This window comes from Bacillota bacterium, from assembly GCA_040754315.1.
Classification (GTDB): Bacteria; Bacillota; Sulfobacillia; order DUSP01; family JBFMCS01; genus JBFMCS01.
Window position 1 is genome coordinate 1 of record JBFMCS010000021.1, and the last position, 18,624, is coordinate 18,624.

Genomic DNA, 18,624 nt, shown 5'->3' on the forward strand with positions numbered 1-18,624 from the left:
TAGAATACCACGTCCTTTGCCGCAACCTCACGTACCAGTCCGCTAGCTTTTCTCAAGAACACATCGGCCACGGTATTCCCTCCCATCGTGCTGTACTCGGGCAAAGACCTCGCTGACCCCCTAGTTCTGCTGGTACTCCCTTCTACTCACCGGTACTGTTTCTTCACTTGCCATTTCTGGTATGCTTGAGACAGCAGAAGACCCGGACCCCAGAACTGCGTATAGGAAGCAGGGAGGTCTGTAACCTTGTTCGCTGAGAGGCGCACGGCGTCGTGCGAGAGAGGCAGCATATAGTAAGACTGATTGCCCGCATCCTGGAGACCAAGCCCGGAATAGGGTTCGCGTACATTTACGGCTCCTTTGCTTCAGGGGAACCATTCCGGGACATAGACTTGGCCGTCCACCTCTCGGATGTAACAGGCAAGGACTCCATTCGCTATGAGATAAGGCTGGAGACAGAACTTGAGGATGTCCTGGGCTTCCCGGTGGATGTAAGGGCATTGAATATGGCGCCGCTCTCCTTTCGCTACAGCGTATTCCGGCACGGGCGCCTGATACTTGAGAACGAGCCAACCAAGCGGGTTGAGTTCCAGGCCCGATCCGTGAAGGAGTACCTTGACTTCGCGCCGGTGCGCCGCCGGTGTTTTGGAGGAGAGCCAGTGACATGAAGTACGATCATATGAGGGTGGAGAGGCTCATATCAGCGTGGCGGTCCGCGTCTTTCCATTTGCAGCGCCTGGCAAAGGTTCCTTCCTCAGAGTTCATCCGTGATGCTGACAAGATCGCGAGTGCAAAGTACAACTTCATCATGGCCATCGAGTCTGCCATAGACGTGGGTCAGCACTTGATCGCGAAGAACAAGCTAAGGGTGCCCGAGGACTATGCGGACACCTTCATTGTTCTCTGGGAAGCCGGCATTATTCCTGAGGAATCATTATCCGGTTTCCGGGAGATGGCGAGATTCAGGAACAGTCTGGTTCACATCTACTGGGATGTAGACGATTCAGTGATCCACGAGATACTTCACGACCACACGAAAGACCTGAGTGTCCTTCTGGACGTGTTATGCAGGACCCTGGGGATTGAGGGTTAGGAAGGCGTGTGAAACGCCTCCCTTGGCACTGCCAGGGCTTCCAACGGCGCAAGGCTGCGTTCCAGCGGAACTGATCACCTGACCCCCTCCAATACAGAGGCCCGGCCCTGATGTGGGCCGGGCGACGTAAGGAGGGGGTCTCCTATTTCTTGAAGATCGTGCGCTGTGGGAGAAGGCACCTCCTGATCGGGTTCTGGAGGAAGTCCGAAATGGTACCTCCAATGCGATCGAAATCGGGCTTGCTCCTGATCTTCGCGAAGGTCTCCCAATCCTTGATTTCGAGGTGCATCTCGTAGATGGGGCTGCTCCCGATGGTGGTGGTGAATATGTCCATGGAGCTTACGCCTTCCTGGCTGCTGCATAGAAGATAAGACGGGTCCGCGCCTCGCCTTGAAGAGTATGGTGGGCCATTTTGATGAAGGGCCGTTCCCGTGGCGGCAAAGACCCCTTCACCTGGTGGGGCCTCCAGGGAGGAATAAAGGGTTTGGTGGGGAACTAAATAGCGGGTCATGGGAGGTCTGACAACTACCCTGAGAGGAGATCCATCCAAGCATGACTGGCACAGGGGAAGGTTTCCGGGGGATGAGGCCTACCTGGGCTGAAGTGCATCTTGAGACTCTTAAGGCCAACGTCAGGGAGCTTCTGCGCTTGACGGCACCGGGCGCTGTGATGATGGCGGTGGTGAAGGCCTCTGCCTACGGGCACGGGGCGGTGCCTGCAGCCAAGGCCTGCCTCGAGGCCGGAGCTGAGTGGCTGGGGGTTGCCCTCATGGAGGAGGCGCTGGAGCTCAGGGCCTCAGGTATAGAAGGTCCCTTGATGGTCCTGGGTGGCGTGTCTCCGGAAGCCATGAGGGTAGCGGTGAAGATGGATGTGGGCTTTCCCGTCTTCTCGGGGGAACACGTGCGGCAGGCGGCGGCCGCCTCCAGGGAGTCTGGGAGGGCAGCCCGGGTTCACCTGAAGGTTGACACCGGTATGGGGCGCATAGGAGCAAGGGTCGGCTCTGGCATGGAGGATCTCATCCAAGCCCTCAAGTATACCCCTGGGGTGCACTTGGAGGGCACCTTCACCCATTTTGCCTGTGCCGACTGGGAGGACCTGTCCTACACTCGGAGGCAGTTCGAGATCTTCCAGGGGGCCTTGAGGCTCCTGGAGGAAGCCGGCCTCGACCCGGGCCTGAGACACACCGCCAACAGCGCAGCCTGCCTAGACCTGCCCTGGTCCCACCTGGACATGACGAGGCCGGGATTGAGCCTCTACGGCTACTACCCCTCGCAGCACCTGAGGAGCAGAGCCAGGCTGGAGCCGTGCCTGGAGTGGAAGACCCGGACGGTCCAGGTGAAGGTGGTTCCCGGTGGGGAGCTCATAGGTTACGGCTCAACCCACAGGACCCCTGGCGACAGGGTTATAGCCACGGTGCCCGTGGGCTACGCCGATGGATACTCCAGGGCATTCTCCAACAGGGGAGAGGTGCTGGTGAAGGGAAAGAGGGTTCCCGTGATTGGCAGGGTGTGCATGGATCAGATGATGCTGGATCTGGGAGTGCCCGGGAGCCTGGGGGATCCCAGGGACCTCCTCGGAGAGACCGTGGTGCTCCTGGGCCGCCAGGGGGATGAGCGCATCACCGCAGATGACCTAGCCTCCGGCATGGGTACCATCGCCCACGAGGTGCTCACCAGGATAGGGGAGAGGGTGCCCCGGGTCCACCTCTGAGGTGGACATGGCCCACGTTGCCGACCTGATGGCTGCGGGAGTACACCCCAACCCAACCCTCTACACTGACTTTATAACCACCACCACGCACAAGATCCTCAGGGAAGCCAGAGGTGCCCTGGTCCTGCAAGGAGCAATACAAGGAGAAGATGAAGATAGGGTAAGTCGGTGTTCCCCGGGATCCAGGGGGGTCCCCTCATGCACGTGATAGCTGCCAAGGCCGTGGCCTTCAAGGAGGCATCAACCCAGGGGTTCAAGGAGTACCAGGAGCCAGGGCCTTGGCGGAGGGCCTGATGGCCGGAGGGATGCGCCTGGTCTCCGGGGGTACGGACAGCCCTGATGCTGGTGGACCTGGAGCCGGTGGGATAACGGGCAAGGAGTCAGAGAGGCTCCTTGACGAGGTGGGGATCACGGTCAACAAGAACACGCTTCCCTTTGACAACAGGCCGCCCATGGTGACCAGCGGCATAAGGATCGGCGTGCCCGCGGTCACCACCAGGGGCATGGCGGAGGACGCCATGGAGAGGATAGCCAGGATCATAACCCGGGTCCTGAAGAACCCTGCTGGCGCCGCCACGAAAGCACAGGCTGCCCGAGAGGTACAGGTCCTTGACAGGACCTATCCCCTCTACCCCGGACTCTGGTAGGCGGGGACGGAGACCAGGAAGCAGCAGGGCCGTTTAGAAAATCTATCTCGGAAAGTTAGAAGGAGAAGTCGGGAAGGGCCTCGAAGGATACTAGTATCCTTGATGTAGACCCCGCGCTATTGCCCTTTTTCTTTGCTGTTGAGGAGGAGTCCGGGGCCAAGGTGTAGAATTGTCTGAAACACCTGAACGACTAATCGACAGGTTGGGAGGATGGGAACTTGGGCCGCCTAGACCCGGGTTCTGCGAGTCTTGCTGAGCACTGCGATACCCTTTTCTTCACCGGTTACGCCAAACTCCCAGCAGGCATCACCGCTACCGAGATGTTCAGGGTGGTGGGTATCGGGCTTGAGGTGAAGGCGAGGACAGGGGAGATCATCGCCGCCGACTGTACACTGGCAACTAAGGTTGGGAGACGGTTCTTCGCCAACCTGGTTGAGGGCAGGCGCCTGGACGAGGACTTTGCCATCCTTGTAAATGCGGTGGAAAAACGCTACTATGGAAATGCACAAAAGGCAATAATCACGGCCCTGAAGATTGCCCGGGAAAAATTCAGGGCTTATCGGGAAAACCCGGACGCACGCGGGGACTAAAGGTCTAAACCGGCACGGACGAAGAACCCAGCGGGTTCAACGGAAGCTGCCGGCAGCCTACATGCCTCTGGCAACCGGGGGATGACCCCGGAGGCAGAAGAGGCGATGAACCGGCTTCAAGGGGGAGGCCGGTTCTAAGTTTGTTTACAGAAGCACGAGGGGAGGGACCAAGTGTGAGGGAGGTTCAGGTGTCCCAGGTAACGGATGTGGTCCGGGATCTCTGCATCAAGGCCAACTACCAGCTCCCAGAGGATGTGCTGGCGGCCCTGGAGAAGGGGAAGGAAGACGAGGAGTCCGAGGTCGGCCGGGAGATCATGGATGTCATCATCGAGAACGCGAGACTTGCGGCCAGGGAGGGGATGCCCATCTGCCAGGATACCGGGGCAGCCGTGATTTTTATGGAGGTGGGCCAGGACGTCCACTTCACCGGGGGCAGCCTGGTGGAGGCCATCAACGAGGGGGTCCGCAGGGGCTACTCCGACGGCTACCTGAGGAAGTCCATGACGGATGACCCCTTCCTCAGGAAGAACACCGGGGACAACACCCCAGCCATCGTTTACACGGACATTGTCCCTGGTGACAAGGTCAAGATCATGGTGGCCCCCAAGGGCGGCGGTTCGGAGAACATGAGCCAGGCCCGGGGACTTACTCCAGCCGCGGGCATGGAGGGGGTCAAGAAGTTCGTGGTGGAGGTAGTAGACAAGGCAGGCTCAAACCCGTGCCCTCCCATACTCGTGGGTGTGGGGGTTGGCAGCACCTTCGAGAAGGCCGCCCTCCTGGCCAAGAAGGCCCTCATGAGACCAGTGGGGCAGCCAAGCCCCAAGGAGCACATCGCCCAGCTGGAGAAGGAGACCCTGGAGGCCATCAATGCCCTGGGCATCGGGCCGCAGGGCCTCGGAGGCCGGACCACTGCCCTGGGCGTGCACATCGAGACCTACTCTTCCCACATAGCTTCGCTGATAGCGGCCGTAAACATCCAGTGCCATGCCGCAAGACACGCGGAAGCAACCATTTAGGGGGTGAACGACCGTGGAGAAGAGGATCAAGGCTCCCCTGACCGGTGAGGCCATCCGTTCCCTCGAGGCAGGGGACAAGGTTCTCATAGACGGAGTCATCTACACCGGGCGGGACGCTGCCCACAAGCGGCTGGTGGAAACCATGGAGAAGGGCGAGCCCCTCCCAGTTGACCTGAAGGGCCAGATCATCTACTACGTAGGCCCCTGCCCCGCCAAGCCCGGCCAGGTCATCGGCTCCTGCGGGCCCACTACCAGCGGCAGGATGGATGCCTACACCCCTGCCCTCCTTGGCATAGGGCTCAAGGGCATGATCGGCAAGGGGTTTCGTTCCAAGGATGTTGTTGAGGCAATGAAGAAGGAAGGAGCCCTTTACCTCCTAGCCATTGGAGGGGCCGGGGCATACTTGGCCAAGTGCGTGAAGAAGGCAGATGTGGTGGCCTACCCCGAGCTGGGTCCCGAGGCCATCTACCGGCTGGAAGTGGAGGGTTTCCCTGTGGTGGTAGGGATTGACGCCTCTGGGACCGACATATACGTGGAGGGCCGCAAGGCCTACGCCAGGTAAAGAAAAGGGAGGAAGAGACATGTCAATGAGGGAAGACGCCCTGAAGCTTCACAAGGACTTCATCGGCAAGATCGAGGTCATCAGCAAGGTTCCGGTGAACAACAAGAGGGACATGACGCTGGCCTACACCCCTGGTGTGGCCGAACCCTGCAGGGATATTCACAAGGACAAGGCCCTGGTCTACGACTACACCAACAAGTCCAACCTAGTGGCTGTGGTTTCTGACGGCACGGCTGTGCTAGGACTCGGGGACATCGGGCCGGAGGCGGCCATGCCGGTGATGGAGGGCAAGTGCATCCTGTTCAAGTGCTTCGCAGGGGTGGATGCCTTCCCCCTGTGCGTCGACACCAAGGACGTGGATGAGATCGTCCAGCTGGTGAAGTGGCTGGAGCCAACCTTTGGAGGGGTGAACCTTGAGGACATCTCCGGCCCCCGGTGCTTTGAGATAGAGCGCAGGCTGAAACAGGAGACCGATATCCCCATATTCCATGACGACCAGCACGGTACCGCGGTGGTTGTGGCGGGCGCGATGTTCAATGCCCTCAAGATTGTAGGGAAGGACATGTCCGACATCAGCGTCACCATCGTGGGGTCAGGCGCCGGCGGCATTGCGTCGGCCAAGCTCATGCTGGACTTGGGAGTGGCCGACGTGATCCTGGTGGACCGTGTGGGAATCGTGCACAAGGGGCGCTCCGAGGGCATGAACTGGGCCAAGGAAGAGATAGCCCTGGCGACCAACAAGGAGGACCGCAAGGGTGACCTGGCCGAGGCAATGAGGGCCATGGACGTGTTCATCGGCCTGTCCGGTCCCGGCCTCGTCACCAAGGAAATGGTTGCGAGCATGGCCAAGGATGCTATCGTTTTCGCCATGGCCAACCCGGTACCCGAGATCTTCCCCGATGAGGCCAAGGCGGCAGGGGCTGCTGTGGTGGGCACAGGGAGGTCCGACTTCCCCAACCAGGTCAACAACGTGCTGGCGTTCCCGGGCATCCTCAGGGGCGCCCTGGATGTCAGGTCAAAGGACATCAATGAGGCCATGAAGATCGCCGCGGCCAAGGCCATAGCCAGCGTCATCAGCGAGGGCGAACTAAAACCCGACTACGTCATCCCCGCGGCGTTTGACCGGAGGGTTGCCCCCAGGGTTGCGGCGGACGTGGCCAAGGCGGCCATGGACTCCGGCATCGCCAGGCTGCCCAAGGACCCCGCTTGGGTCGCGAAGTACACCGAGCACATGGTGGAGGAGGCCAACAAGTTCTTCGTCTAGTCTAATTGAGCAAGGGGCCGGGCTTGGGCCCGGCCCAGTCCTCCTACAGGAAAGGAGGGTTCCCTTGAGAATCTCCCGGGAGAAGCTCAAGAGCGACCTCATAGAAAAGGTCGAAGAGATAAGCGGTGAGAGGCTGGCTGTGTGCTACCAGTGTGGCAAGTGCTCGGCCGGGTGCCCCCTGGAGTCTGAGATGGAGACCCTTCCCCACAGGGTGATCCGCCTTCTCCAGCTGGGGTCCGGTGATGAGGCCCTGGGATCCAGTGCCATCTGGCTGTGCGCCTCGTGTCACACCTGCGCCGCTCGTTGCCCAAAGGGCGTGGACCTTTCCAAGATCATGGAGGCGCTCCGGGTCATACTCCTCCGGAGGGGCTACCACCGGCTAGAGCCCGCCGATGTGCCCCCGGAGGTGCTGGCGAAGGCCCCGCAGCAGGCCATCGTGAGCTGCTACAGGAAGTTCAACAGCTAGGACGGAGGGCACCACCTTCCGCCCGGAAAGGTTGAGGCCTATGAAGTACAGTTACTTTCCAGGGTGTACCCTGCACCAGCAGGCAAGGGACTTCGACATGTCCACCCGAGAGGCCGCCCGGAAGATGGGAATTGACCTGGTGGAGCTGGAGGACTGGCAGTGCTGCGGCGCCGTGTTCCCCCTGGCTACTGATGCCATCATCTACCTAGTATCCCCCTACCGGACGCTCGCCTCCTCCCACGAGGCCGGCACGGACCTGGTAACCCTGTGCTCCGGTTGCCTGAACGTCTTGAGGAGGACGAACCGGCTGGTGAAGACGAACAAGGAGACCCGGGCCAAGCTCCAGGCCTTCGTGGAGAAGGACTACCAGGGCGAGAGACACGTGTATCACCTCCTCGAGGTGATCAGGAAGGACACTACCTTCGAGGGCCTCGCCCAGAGAATCATCCATAGCCTTGAGGGGCTCAAGGTGGCATCGTACTACGGCTGCCTTTTGCTCAGACCCCCTGAGGAGATGGAGTTCGATGACGTGGAGTCCCCCACCATCATGGAGGAGTTCACCAAGGCCCTGGGGGCCGAGCCCGTAGACTTCCCCTTCAAGACGGAGTGCTGTGGCGCCTATCTCTCAGTGCCCGCCGAGGACCGGACACTGGCGGCGGCCAGGTCCATCCTGAGGTCTGCCTCGAGCGCTGGAGCGGATATCATGGTGACCAGCTGTCCGATGTGTCTTTATAATCTTGACGCCAAGCAGGGTGCCCTGGCCAGGCAGGACACGGGGTTCCGCACTCTCCCCGTGGTTTACTTCAGCCAGCTCCTGGCCCTGGCCCTGGGCGCCGGCGAGGACGTGTGCGGCTTCGACGCGCACGAGGTCGATCCCCGGCCGCTTCTGAGGGAGAAAATGCTGATACCCGAGGTGAACTGATTTGCGGAGGATCGGGGTATTCGTGTGCTGGTGCGGCCTGAACATCGCCGGTACCGTTGACGTCAAGCGGGTGGCGGAGGCGGCCGCAGGGATCCCCGGAGTGGTCCACTCGGAGGACTACAAGTACATGTGTTCCGACCCGGGGCAGAACCTCATCAAGAAGGCCATAGAAGAAAAGAAGCTGGACGGGGTGGTGGTGGCAGCCTGCTCCCCCAGCATGCATGAGGCCACCTTCCGCCAGGCCGCCCAGGCGGCAGGGCTCAACCCCTACCAGGTGCAGATAGCGAACATACGGGAGCAGTGCAGCTGGGTGCATGAAGACAAGGAGGAGGCCACGGCCAAGTCCATCGAGATAGTCAGGGCCATGGTGGAGAAGGTTCGCAGGGACATACCCCTGGAAGCCCTGAGGATCCCCGTCACCAAGAAGGCCTTGGTCATCGGGGGCGGCATCGCCGGGATGCAGGCGGCCCTGGACATAGCGGAGGCCGGCTATCCTGTTGTCCTAGTGGAGAGGGAGCCCAACATAGGCGGCAGGATGGCGCAGCTCTCCGAGACCTTTCCAACACTGGACTGCGCTTCGTGCATCCTCACGCCCAAGACCGCCGAGGTTGGCCGCCACCCCCTCATCAAGCTCATGGCCTACAGTGAGGTCAGGGAGATCGCGGGCTATGTCGGGAACTTCACGGCGAAAATAGCCCGGAAGCCCGCCTTTGTTGACTGGCAAAAGTGCATAGGCTGCATGCTCTGCCAGGAGAAGTGCCCGAAGAAGATCCCCAGCGACTTCGAGAGGGGAATGGGGGTTCTAAAGGCCATCGGGGTGAACTTCCCCCAGGCCGTGCCCTACCGCCCTGTGATCCACAAGGATCACTGCATCTACTTCGAGAAGGGCCGCTGCAGGGTGTGCGAGAAGGTGTGCCCTGTGGAGGCAGTGGACTTCCAGCAGGAAGAGACCATAGCGGAGGAGCAGGTGGGCGCCATCGTGGTGGCCACGGGGTTTGACCTCATGCCCAGGGAGTGTTTTGCCGAGTATGGATACGGCAAGTACCCCGATGTCATTGACGGCCTGGCATTTGAGAGGCTGAACTCCTCCTCGGGACCCACCGAGGGCGTGATCCGCAGGCCCTCTGACGGGAGGATCCCCAAGGAAGTGGTGTTCATCCAGTGTGCCGGTTCCCGGGACCCCGACAAGGGCAAACCCTACTGCTCCAAGATATGCTGCATGTACACGGCGAAACACGCCATGCTCTACAGGCACAAGGTGCCTGGCGGGCAGGCCTACATCTTCTACATGGACATCAGGGCCGGAGGGAAGGGCTACGAGGAGTTCGTCCAGAGGGGCATCGAGCATGATGGCACCCTCTACCTTCGCGGAAGGGTCTCCAAGGTGTACCAGGAGGGCGACAAGGTGATGGTGAAGGGTGTTGACACCCTCTCCGGAGAGAACGTGGAGATCGCCGCCGACCTGGTGGTCCTGGCCACTGCGGCCGTGTCCAGGGTGGGAGCCAAGGAGCTGGCGCAGGTGCTGAAGGTGGCCACCGATGAGCATGGCTTCTACAACGAGGCCCACCCCAAGCTGAGGCCCGTTGAGACCATGACCAGGGGCATCTACCTTGCCGGTTCGGTACAGGCCCCCAAGGACATACCCGAGTCCGTGGCCCAGGCCTCCGGGACGGCGTCCAAGGTCATCGCCCTCTTCTCCAAGGAGGAGATGGAGGCGGAACCACTGGTATCCGTTGTGGACGAGGCCAAGTGCTCGGGGTGCCTCTGGTGCGTCCCGGTATGTCCCTACCAGGCCATTTCGCCCCAGACCAAGGAGGAAAGGGTGGGCCGCAAGACCGTGAGGCGCCAGGTGGCATCAGTGAACCCCGGCCTGTGCCAGGGGTGTGGAGCCTGCACCGTGGCCTGCCGTGACGGGGCTATGAACCTCAAGGGGTTCACGAATGAACAGATCCTAGCGGAGGTGGAAGCCCTATGCCTGTAGAGTGGCAGCCCAAGATAGTGGGCTTTGCCTGCCGGTGGTGCACCTACGCTGGCGCCGACCTGGCGGGCACCAGTCGCATGCAGTACCCCTCCTCCATCAGGCTCGTCAGGGTTCCTTGCTCCGGCCGGGTTAACCCATCCTTCGTGATCCGGGCCTTCCAGAGGGGCGCCGACGGCGTGCTGGTGGCAGGGTGCCACCCGGGTGACTGTCACTACACCTCCGGCAACCTGTTCACAAGGCGCAGGTATTCTCTGGTCCAGCGCTTCCTTGGATACATGGGCATAGAGCCCGAGAGGTTCAGGGTGGAATGGATATCCGCCGCCGAGGGCGCGCGGTTTGCCCAGGTGGTTAAGGAGATGACCCGTGACATCCAGGCGCTTGGTCCTAACAGGAAAATGAGGGAAGAGCCATGAGAGAACACCAAACCCAAGTGAGAAAGACGGCCGAGGATCTCATGAAGACCGGGAAGGCCAGGCTGTTTATAGGCTACACCGAGGGGCTTGAGGCAGCAAGGCCTGTGGCGTTCTTCCTGAAGGACCCCGAGAGGGCCGGGGCTCTCGTGCTCAACGAGTTCTGCGGAGCCGGGCTTGCCAAGTACGTGCTGGATGAGGCGGTCTCCCCGGATGCACTCTCAGGGGAGCCGCTCCCTCCCGTGGCCATCGTTGCCAAGGGCTGTGACGCCCTGGGCCTTGAGCGTTTGATGGCGGATAACCGGGTACCCCGGGACGAGCTCTACATCATCGGCATCGCTTGCCACGGCATCGTGGACCCCGGCAAGGTGCTGGAGGTCACCGGTGAGGAACCCGTGTCGGCCCAGGTGGAAAAGGATCATGTTGCGGTGATGACAACCCGGGGCAGCCACCGGTTGGCCAAGGCTGGATGCCTCATGGATAAGTGCCTCACCTGCGAGGATCCCACCCCCAGGGTCTATGATGTGCTCCTTGGCGATCCTGTCCAGGAGGGGCCTGCCGGTAAGAGGGACTTCTCAGGGGTAACCCAGGTGGAGAGCCTCTCTCCAGACGAGCGCTACGAGTTCTGGGCCAGGCAGTTCCAGCGGTGCCTTCGCTGCTTCGCTTGCAGGAACGTGTGCCCGGCCTGCAATTGCTCGGTGTGCTCCCTAGATGAGAGGGAACCTGAGTGGCTCAGCCGGAGCACAGACCTGCCCGAGCAGTTCATGTTCCACTTTACCAGGGCCTATCACGTGGCAGGCCGCTGCGTCGCCTGCGGCGAGTGCCAGAGGGCCTGCCCTGTGGGGATACCCCTCATGCTCCTAAACGAAAAGTTTATGAAGGACATCAGGGACCTCTTCGGTGAGCCAGCGCCCCACAGGCCGTCGGAGGTGGAGCCCCTGGGCAAGTTCTGCCCCGATGACCCAGAGGGCTGGCTCAAGGAGGCGGAAACCGCATGAAGATGATACCCCAAGGCAGTATCAGGCAGTGCCTGGAGGCACTGGCCGGGGAGGCCCGGGTGTATGCCCCCGTAAAGGAGGACGGCCTCATCGTTATCACAGAATGGAAGGGCCAGGACCTGGCCCAGGGATACATAAACCCAGAGAATACCCTGAAGGACGTGCTCTATCCCCAGACCGACACCCTCCTGGAGTTCGCCGGGGGATACGAGGACCTCACCCTGAAGGAGCCCGCTCCCGCCTCGCCCCAGGTAGTCTTCGGCACCAGGCCCTGCGACGCCGCGGCCTTGGAGATGAACGCCCAGGTGTTCCTGGGAGGGGAGTTTACCGACGAGAACTTCCGGCGGCGCAGGGACGCTACGGTGGTGATGAGCCTGGCCTGCAAGGAGGCTGGCCCCTACTGCTTTTGCCGGGCCATGGGAGGCTCTCCCGCCGGGGAGCGGGGTTCGGACGTGATGTTCTACCCCAAAGACGGGGCCTACTACGTGCAGGCCCTGACAGGAAGGGGAGAGAGGGTCCTGGCAGGACTGGAGGGATTCACGGAAGAGGCTCCGGCTGGCCAGGGCGAGGACGCCAGGGCCCACTGCCAGGAGACACCGGTACCTTGGGCTGAGGGACTACCGGTAGAAGGACTCCAGCACAAGACGGAGCCCCTGTTCGACCACCCCTACTGGGAGGAACTCTCCCACAGGTGCCACAGCTGCGGCATCTGCACCTTCGTCTGCCCTACCTGCTACTGCTTCGCCGTCTTCGACGCGCCCAGGGGCACCCGGGGCAAGCGCATGCGGGGATGGGACGCCTGCCAGTTCAAGGACTTCGTGCTCATGGCGGGAGGCCACAACCCCAGGCCCACGAAGAAGGAGAGGGTCCGCCAGCGCTTCATGCACAAGCTCAACTACTTTGTGGACACCTACGGCGAGTACCAGTGTGCTGGCTGCGGGCGCTGCGTCATTAAGTGCCCGGTTGGCCTCCACATACTCGGCGTGATAACCGGCCTTGAGGGGGTGGTCTCATGAGCCCAAACCCACTCATCCCCACGATAGCCACTATAAAGGACATCATACCGGAGACAGGCGCCCAGGACGTCAAGACCTTCATAGTCCAGCCGGATGACGGTGAGATCTTCCCCTACCGTCCCGGCCAGTGCGCAATGCTCTCCATATTCGGCGTGGGAGAGTCCATGATCTCCATTACCTCCACCTGCTCGAGGAAGGGCCCGCTGGAGTTCAGCGTGAAGCGGGCGGGCAGGGTCACCGGGGCCCTCCACCAGGCTGAACCCGGACACAAGATAGGGGTGAGAGGTCCCTACGGCAACTCCTTCCCCGTTGAGGAGTGGAAGGGCAAGAACCTGCTCTTCATCGGTGGAGGCATAGGGCTTGCACCACTGAGATCCCTGATCAACTACTGCCTGGACACCCGGAGAGACTTCCAGAAGGTTGACATCCTCTACGGGGCCCGGTCGCCTCAGGACCTGTGCTTCAAGAGAGAGATCTTCGACAACTGGCCCAAGGGGGAGGATGCAGGGGTTCACCTCACAGTTGACATGGGGGATGACTCCTGGAAGGGCGCGGTTGCCCTGGTCCCTCACTACCTGGAGGAACTTGCCCCGTCCCCGGAAAACACCATAGCCGTCACCTGCGGTCCGCCAATCATGATCAAGTTCACCCTCCAGTCCCTGGAGAAACTGGGGTTCAGGGACAACCAGATAGTCACAACCTTGGAGCTGAAAATGCAGTGCGGGATAGGCAAGTGCGGGAGGTGCAACATCGGGGAGAAGTATGTCTGTGTGGACGGCCCCGTCTTCACCTGCGAGCAGTTGAGGCAGATGCCTCAGGAATATTGAGGCCAAAGGGGGAAGAGAAATGGCTCAACCCGAAGCTGTCATAGACAGCGCTGCCCCCGAGATGAGCACCATTTACATAATGGGGAAGCGCTATGAGGTTCCGAAGGGCCTCACCATCATGAGGGCACTGGAGTATTCAGGCTACCGCCTGGTGAGAGGGGCCGGGTGCCGGGGCGGGTTCTGCGGGGCCTGCGGCACAGTATTCCGTACCCAGGGTGATTACAGGCTCAAGGTCGGGCTTGCCTGCCAGACCGTGGTGGAGGAGGGCATGCACCTCACGCAGATCCCCTTCTACCCTGCGAACAAGGCCCTCTACAACCTGGAGGAACTCAAACCCAACCTGGCCACCCTGGTGCAGCTGTACCCTGAGCTCCCCCGGTGTGTCGGGTGCAATACCTGCACCAAGGCCTGTCCCCAGGGACTCGACGTCATGGACTACATGGCCAAGGCCATGCGCGGTGACATAGCCAAGGTCGCGGGCATATCCTTCGACTGCATCATGTGCGGCCTCTGCGCCTCCCGGTGTCCTGCGGAGGAGGTCCAGTACAACGTGGCCATCCTTGCCAGGCGCCTCTATTCCAGGTACATAGCGCCCCCGGCCGGCCACCTGGCGGAACGGGTCCGTGAGATCGAGGGTAGAAAATACGACCAGGAGCTGGACAGGATGGCCAACATGAGCATCGATGAGCTGAAAGAGCTCTACAACACTCGCGACATTGAGTCCTGAGGAGGGAAGACTAGGTGTACACCGACGAGATGCGCGCCTCTATCCGCAAGGTGGAGGAGACCCGCGCGCGCAGGCTTGAGGAGAAGCACCCGCGGCTGGCACCGGAAGAGAAGGACGCCCTCCTCAAGGGCTTCCACCCGGACTACCGCGAAGACACCCAGAGGCCCGTGAGGGTTGGGCCCAGCGCGGGGGACCGGATGCCCCACGAGATGGTGGACCTCCTGGAGGCCCGGAGCCTTATCGACGCCGGCCATGTGCCCCTGGACGCGCCCGAGTACGATGTGGACGTCTTGGTCATAGGCGGTGGCGGCGCGGGGGCCTCTGCGGCCCTCACCGCCCACGAGATCGGGGCCGAAGTGCTCCTGGTGACAAAACTCCGCCTGGGAGACGCCAACACCATGATGGCCCAGGGAGGCATCCAGGCGGCGGATAAGCCCAACGATTCCCCTGTCATCCACTACCTGGATGTGATAGGGGGTGGTGGCTTTACAAACCGCCCGGAACTGGTAAGGGCCCTCACCAATGATGCGCCGCTGGTCATCAAGTGGCTGGAGGACCTCGGCTGCATGTTCTCGAAGGAAGCGGATGGCACCATGCAGACCATCCATGGGGGTGGCACCTCCCGGAAGAGGATGCACTTCGCCCGGGACTACACCGGGGCCGAGATCATGAGGACACTAAGGGACGAGATGAGGAACCGCTGCATCCCGGTGATAGAATTCTGCCCTGCGCTGGAACTCGTCCTGGATGATGAGGGCAAGTGCGCTGGCGCGGTCCTGAAGAACATGGAAACCCAAGAGGGTATGGTGGTAAGAGCCAAGACCACCATCCTGGCTACTGGAGGCTTCGGGCGGCTCCACGTGTCAGGGTTCCCCACCAGCAACCACTACGGAGCCACTGCTGACGGCCTTGTCATGGCCTACAGGGCCGGCGCCAGGCTGGTGTTCCTGGATGCCACCCAGTTTCACCCCACTGGCGTGGCTTTCCCCGAGCAGATGCTGGGGCAGCTGGTAACGGAGAAGGTCCGGGGCATTGGCGCCCAGCTGGTGAATGCCGAGGGAGAGCAGTTCGTGTTCCCCCTGGAAACCCGGGACGCCGTGTCCTCGGCCATTATCAGGGAGTGCCAGGAGAGGAAGAAGGGCTTTGCAACAGTTACGGGGCAGCCTGGTGTGTGGCTGGACAGCCCCATGATAGAGCTCATTCATGGACCGGGCACCGTGAAGGCCCAGCTGCCCGCCATGTTCCGCCAGTATGAGAGGTTCGGGATAGACATGAGCGTGGACCCCATCCTGATCTACCCAACCCTGCACTACCAGAACGGTGGGGTGGAGATAGATGAGTTCGGCCAGAGCAGCCAGATCCCTAACCTCTACATCGCGGGAGAGGCCGCCGGCGGGATCCACGGGAGGAACCGTCTCATGGGCAACAGCCTTCTGGACATACTGGTGTTCGGAAGGAGGGCCGGCCGTCACGCCGCTGAGAGGGTTGCTGGCATCCGGGTGGGCAAGCCCAGCCTTGATCATATCAAGGATTTCGACGAGGAGCTGGAGGGAGCCGGTCTGGGCAAGGCATGTTCACCCATGCTCCTCCCGGACTACGTAGGACGCTAGGAAGGAAGTGCGGTCAGTGCCTGGCAGGGTAGTTGCAGTGTGCGTCAGCGAGAAGAAGCAGACCCAGAAGGAAGCCGTGCCCGAGGTTGATCTGCACAAGGAATGGGGTATCAGGGGTGATGCCCACGCCGGGAAGTGGCACCGGCAGGTGAGCCTCCTCGGCCTCGAGAGCATCGATCGCATGAAAGCCCAGGGGCTGGATGTGGCCCCGGGGGCCTTCGCCGAGAACATCACCACGGAGGGGATCGACCTGCCGTCCCTGCCCGTCGGGACCAGGATGAGGATAGGGGAGGCCCTGGTCGAGGTCACCCAGATCGGGAAGGTGTGCCATACCAAGTGCGCAGTGTACCATATGGTTGGGGACTGCGTAATGCCCCGGGAGGGCATATTCGTGCGGGTTCTGGAAGGTGGCAAGGTAAAGCCCGGTGATGGTGTGACAGCACTGACAAGTTGAGCCTGAAGGCCCCGCCCAAGCGGGGCCTTCAAAGAAGGAGGGGCCTTGCGGATCTGTCCTAATCCATCCGAGACAGGGTGTCTCAGGGAGGGAAGGGTGATGAGAATGGGCTTTATCTTCACCGGCGCATTCTGGGGTCTCTTGCTCATAGTCATCGGTGTGCTGGCCATCCTGAACACGGTGTTCAACATGAACATGCCCGTGTTCAGGATAGTGTTCGCCGTGTTCTTCATCTTCATCGGTATAAGCATACTTGTAGGCGGCTTCCACGTATCCCCGGACAGGAACACGGTGCTCTTTGGGGAGAGGAACCTGCGTGTGACCACGGACCCTGGCCCGTACAACGTCATCTTCGGCCAAGCCGTCATCGACTACTCTGGGCACCCGGGCAGCGGGCGTTCGGAGGCCAACGTGATATTCGCCGACGGTACCCTGCTGCTGGACAAGGAGATCCCGGCCAGGGTTGAGGTGCATGCAGCCTTCTCTTCCGCCCGGATGCCCGACGGGAGCAGCATCTCCTTTGGCGAGTATGTGTACAGGACACCTGCCTTCCAGGAAGGAGAGAAGCACCTGACCATAAAGGCCAGCGTGGTGTTTGGGGATCTTAGCCTGTCGCTCCGTTGAAGCCCCAGATGGGTAGGGGAAGGTTCTCTGGATGAGGATGCCGCGCAGTGGTATAAAGACGGGGGTCTTCCAGACTTGAACCGGGCCTTAGGGCCTTTGCCGTAACACAGTGCTGCTAATACTATGCTTGGTCATAGAGATTCGCTTGGCTAAGGCAGTGTCCTGGTGATGGCGGTGGATGGGTTTTACTGGAGTTCAGGGCCCCCCTCGACTCCCTGGGTCTTGCCCTTGTTACAGAACCTCGGCTTCGCTCTTAAGCCGTTCCCACGATTCCGCAACCTCAAAAGTGTTGGCACCGGGAGAGTATGTCGTTGAAGAGGGAGGGGAATCCGGTACTAGTTGACGGTGTATGGAAGGGATTGGGGTATGAGAGACGAACCGGAGGAAGTGTGTTTCAAATAGGACAGGCGAGAAGGCCCGCCTTCAAGAGCCTACCCTTCTCGCATGTGGAAGGTAGATCTTCCGAGTTGATCGCAGCCAACCTCGCAAAGAGTGTCAAGTCATCGACTTGCATCAACCAAAAGGTACTCGAAATGAGGTCATTGCATCAAGACAAAAAAGTACTCGAAGAAGGGAGGTGCCATGGATGGTTCGAACTCTAGATGACCATAACATGAGAGGAGAAGAAACCGTGGCGCTCACTTTGGCCTAGAAGAGGGCTGTGGTGAGGGAGTTGGCCGTGAAGTATCGAAGGGCTTCGAAGAAGGCCTAGGGGTGTCTCTTAGACGATCTTATGGAACTGGTAGATTATAATCGCTCCTATGCTGCCAGGGTTCTAAGATGCGGCTACAAAGGAAGGCCTCAGGGAAGGAGGCGTGGCTGCGGGCGGTAACCGTGCTGCTGTTGCTGTCGGTCACAGCATACTTGTTATGGCCTACCATATCTTGAAAAGACATGAGCCCTATTTGGAACTCGGAGCCGATTACTTCGACCGGCGCAAGAAAGATACAGTGATTAAGAACTCCATCAAGCGGTTAGAGTCACTTGGCCTCAAAGTTACGGTGGAAGCTGCAGATTAGCTTCCGTAAATAAACGCTACCTGTAGACAGGCGGTGGCTGTTAATCACTGGGCCTGGCAGAATATTTGTGCCCATTTATGCCCGCTGGCCCGGGTTTTCAGGATAGTTAAAGGGGCGGACCGGTACTAAACCCGGCTCCCTCCTGAAAAACGACATCCCCGCCAAGACCTTCGCCGATTGGAACGACACGGAGCCTGGGTTCTTGGAGATAGACCTTGTGGCTCATGACGGTGGAAGTGCCAAGGGGGAGTATGCTCAGACCCTTGACGTGGTAGACGTGGCCACGAGATGGACGGAAACCGTCACGGTCAAGAACAAGGCCAGGAAATGGGTATTGAAGCCCTCCAGAAGGTATTTAGACGTCTTCCGTTTCAGGTCAAAGGGTTCGATTCAGATAACGGTTCCGAGTTCATCAACAACCATCTCCTTAGCTTTGGTCAAGTCCGGATTGTTGGTGTAAATTCTCTCTGATAGACGTGAAAGGGTACGATTGAATTTGTTCTTGCGAAACTGAACCCGCTGGCTGTGGATCTCTTGCTGTTTGGCTCAGGGCTGGTTTTTCCAGTAGGATTGGGCTCTCCATTTCGTCAGGATTTCCGCTGCTGTACGCAAGGATGCTACATTCTCCCGGCGTGAGCCGCCCATTTCCGCAGGTGGTGTTCGACACCAGCCCAATCCAGGTGCTCAG

20 protein-coding genes and 1 pseudogene are annotated in these 18,624 nt (G+C 60.6%); 20 read left to right on the forward strand and 1 reads right to left on the reverse strand.

The window, feature by feature from the left end; translation table 11 throughout:
• Positions 1-272 precede the first annotated feature (272 nt).
• Positions 273-668 (forward strand): nucleotidyltransferase domain-containing protein, encoded by a 396-nt coding sequence (locus AB1576_04280; GenBank protein MEW6080990.1) that lies wholly within the window; start codon positions 273-275, stop codon positions 666-668.
• Positions 665-1,093 (forward strand): DUF86 domain-containing protein, encoded by a 429-nt coding sequence (locus tag AB1576_04285; protein ID MEW6080991.1) that lies wholly within the window; start codon positions 665-667, stop codon positions 1,091-1,093. The genes AB1576_04280 and AB1576_04285 overlap by 4 nt, the downstream gene beginning before the upstream one ends.
• Before the next feature lie 142 nt (positions 1,094-1,235).
• Here AB1576_04285 and AB1576_04290 read toward each other — a convergent pair whose 3' ends face one another.
• On the reverse strand, positions 1,236-1,427 hold the full coding sequence (locus AB1576_04290; GenBank protein ID MEW6080992.1) for a hypothetical protein: 192 nt from the start codon (positions 1,425-1,427) through the stop codon (positions 1,236-1,238).
• A 248-nt stretch (positions 1,428-1,675) separates the two neighbouring features.
• Here AB1576_04290 and alr point away from each other — a divergent pair, with 248 nt between their 5' ends.
• The 18 genes and pseudogenes from alr (at position 1,676) to AB1576_04380 (ending at position 18,396) form a co-directional block, all read left to right on the forward strand.
• Entirely contained in the window at positions 1,676-2,803 is a 1,128-nt protein-coding gene (gene alr / locus AB1576_04295; GenBank protein ID MEW6080993.1) for an alanine racemase, read from the forward strand.
• A gap of 1 nt (position 2,804) precedes the next feature.
• Positions 2,805-3,450: pseudogene (locus tag AB1576_04300) on the forward strand (serine hydroxymethyltransferase).
• A 218-nt stretch (positions 3,451-3,668) separates the two neighbouring features.
• Positions 3,669-4,040: a DUF3870 domain-containing protein gene (locus tag AB1576_04305; GenBank protein ID MEW6080994.1), complete on the forward strand. Its 372-nt coding sequence runs from the start codon at positions 3,669-3,671 to the stop codon at positions 4,038-4,040.
• Positions 4,041-4,213: 173 nt separating this feature from the next.
• Positions 4,214-5,056: a fumarate hydratase gene (locus tag AB1576_04310; protein MEW6080995.1), complete on the forward strand. Its 843-nt coding sequence runs from the start codon at positions 4,214-4,216 to the stop codon at positions 5,054-5,056.
• Positions 5,057-5,069: 13 nt separating this feature from the next.
• Positions 5,070-5,618 carry a Fe-S-containing hydro-lyase gene (locus tag AB1576_04315; protein ID MEW6080996.1) on the forward strand — a complete coding sequence of 183 codons (549 nt, stop codon included), beginning with the start codon at positions 5,070-5,072 and terminating at the stop codon, positions 5,616-5,618.
• Positions 5,619-5,637: 19 nt separating this feature from the next.
• On the forward strand, positions 5,638-6,882 hold the full coding sequence (locus AB1576_04320) for a malic enzyme-like NAD(P)-binding protein (protein ID MEW6080997.1): 1,245 nt from the start codon (positions 5,638-5,640) through the stop codon (positions 6,880-6,882).
• Between the two features lie 64 nt (positions 6,883-6,946).
• Complete coding sequence (locus AB1576_04325) at positions 6,947-7,348, forward strand: 4Fe-4S dicluster domain-containing protein (GenBank protein ID MEW6080998.1); 402 nt, start codon at positions 6,947-6,949, stop codon at positions 7,346-7,348.
• Positions 7,349-7,388: 40 nt separating this feature from the next.
• On the forward strand, positions 7,389-8,270 hold the full coding sequence (locus tag AB1576_04330) for a CoB--CoM heterodisulfide reductase iron-sulfur subunit B family protein (GenBank protein ID MEW6080999.1): 882 nt from the start codon (positions 7,389-7,391) through the stop codon (positions 8,268-8,270).
• A gap of 1 nt (position 8,271) precedes the next feature.
• Entirely contained in the window at positions 8,272-10,251 is a 1,980-nt protein-coding gene (locus tag AB1576_04335) for a CoB--CoM heterodisulfide reductase iron-sulfur subunit A family protein (protein MEW6081000.1), read from the forward strand.
• Positions 10,242-10,664, forward strand: a complete 423-nt coding sequence (locus AB1576_04340; protein MEW6081001.1) for a hydrogenase iron-sulfur subunit — start codon at positions 10,242-10,244, stop codon at positions 10,662-10,664. Before AB1576_04335 ends, AB1576_04340 begins: the two co-directional genes overlap by 10 nt.
• Complete coding sequence (locus AB1576_04345; protein ID MEW6081002.1) at positions 10,661-11,659, forward strand: Coenzyme F420 hydrogenase/dehydrogenase, beta subunit C-terminal domain; 999 nt, start codon at positions 10,661-10,663, stop codon at positions 11,657-11,659. The genes AB1576_04340 and AB1576_04345 overlap by 4 nt, the downstream gene beginning before the upstream one ends.
• Positions 11,656-12,675: a 4Fe-4S dicluster domain-containing protein gene (locus AB1576_04350; protein MEW6081003.1), complete on the forward strand. Its 1,020-nt coding sequence runs from the start codon at positions 11,656-11,658 to the stop codon at positions 12,673-12,675. The genes AB1576_04345 and AB1576_04350 overlap by 4 nt, the downstream gene beginning before the upstream one ends.
• Entirely contained in the window at positions 12,672-13,502 is an 831-nt protein-coding gene (locus AB1576_04355) for an FAD/NAD(P)-binding protein (GenBank protein ID MEW6081004.1), read from the forward strand. Before AB1576_04350 ends, AB1576_04355 begins: the two co-directional genes overlap by 4 nt.
• Positions 13,503-13,521: 19 nt before the next feature.
• Positions 13,522-14,229, forward strand: a complete 708-nt coding sequence (locus AB1576_04360; GenBank protein ID MEW6081005.1) for a 4Fe-4S dicluster domain-containing protein — start codon at positions 13,522-13,524, stop codon at positions 14,227-14,229.
• A 14-nt stretch (positions 14,230-14,243) separates the two neighbouring features.
• Positions 14,244-15,839, forward strand: a complete 1,596-nt coding sequence (locus AB1576_04365; GenBank protein MEW6081006.1) for an FAD-binding protein — start codon at positions 14,244-14,246, stop codon at positions 15,837-15,839.
• Between the two features lie 16 nt (positions 15,840-15,855).
• Positions 15,856-16,293 carry an MOSC domain-containing protein gene (locus tag AB1576_04370; protein MEW6081007.1) on the forward strand — a complete coding sequence of 146 codons (438 nt, stop codon included), beginning with the start codon at positions 15,856-15,858 and terminating at the stop codon, positions 16,291-16,293.
• A gap of 99 nt (positions 16,294-16,392) precedes the next feature.
• Positions 16,393-16,917 carry a hypothetical protein gene (locus tag AB1576_04375; GenBank protein MEW6081008.1) on the forward strand — a complete coding sequence of 175 codons (525 nt, stop codon included), beginning with the start codon at positions 16,393-16,395 and terminating at the stop codon, positions 16,915-16,917.
• A gap of 1,221 nt (positions 16,918-18,138) precedes the next feature.
• Positions 18,139-18,396, forward strand: coding sequence for a hypothetical protein (locus AB1576_04380; GenBank protein MEW6081009.1), 258 nt, complete (start codon positions 18,139-18,141; stop codon positions 18,394-18,396).
• Positions 18,397-18,624 lie beyond the last annotated feature (228 nt).

Excerpts from the sequence above, each read along its gene's own strand:
- AB1576_04285 (MEW6080991.1), top strand. The coding sequence starts at position 665 with ATGAAGTACGATCATATGAGGGTGGAGAGGCTCATATCAGCGTGGCGG.
- AB1576_04290 (MEW6080992.1), bottom strand. The coding sequence starts at position 1,427 with ATGGACATATTCACCACCACCATCGGGAGCAGCCCCATCTACGAGATG.
- alr (MEW6080993.1), top strand. The coding sequence starts at position 1,676 with ATGAGGCCTACCTGGGCTGAAGTGCATCTTGAGACTCTTAAGGCCAAC.
- AB1576_04320 (MEW6080997.1), top strand. The coding sequence starts at position 5,638 with ATGTCAATGAGGGAAGACGCCCTGAAGCTTCACAAGGACTTCATCGGC.
- AB1576_04330 (MEW6080999.1), top strand. The coding sequence starts at position 7,389 with ATGAAGTACAGTTACTTTCCAGGGTGTACCCTGCACCAGCAGGCAAGG.
- AB1576_04340 (MEW6081001.1), top strand. The coding sequence starts at position 10,242 with ATGCCTGTAGAGTGGCAGCCCAAGATAGTGGGCTTTGCCTGCCGGTGG.
- AB1576_04345 (MEW6081002.1), top strand. The coding sequence starts at position 10,661 with ATGAGAGAACACCAAACCCAAGTGAGAAAGACGGCCGAGGATCTCATG.
- AB1576_04350 (MEW6081003.1), top strand. The coding sequence starts at position 11,656 with ATGAAGATGATACCCCAAGGCAGTATCAGGCAGTGCCTGGAGGCACTG.
- AB1576_04355 (MEW6081004.1), top strand. The coding sequence starts at position 12,672 with ATGAGCCCAAACCCACTCATCCCCACGATAGCCACTATAAAGGACATC.
- AB1576_04360 (MEW6081005.1), top strand. The coding sequence starts at position 13,522 with ATGGCTCAACCCGAAGCTGTCATAGACAGCGCTGCCCCCGAGATGAGC.
- AB1576_04375 (MEW6081008.1), top strand. The coding sequence starts at position 16,393 with ATGAGAATGGGCTTTATCTTCACCGGCGCATTCTGGGGTCTCTTGCTC.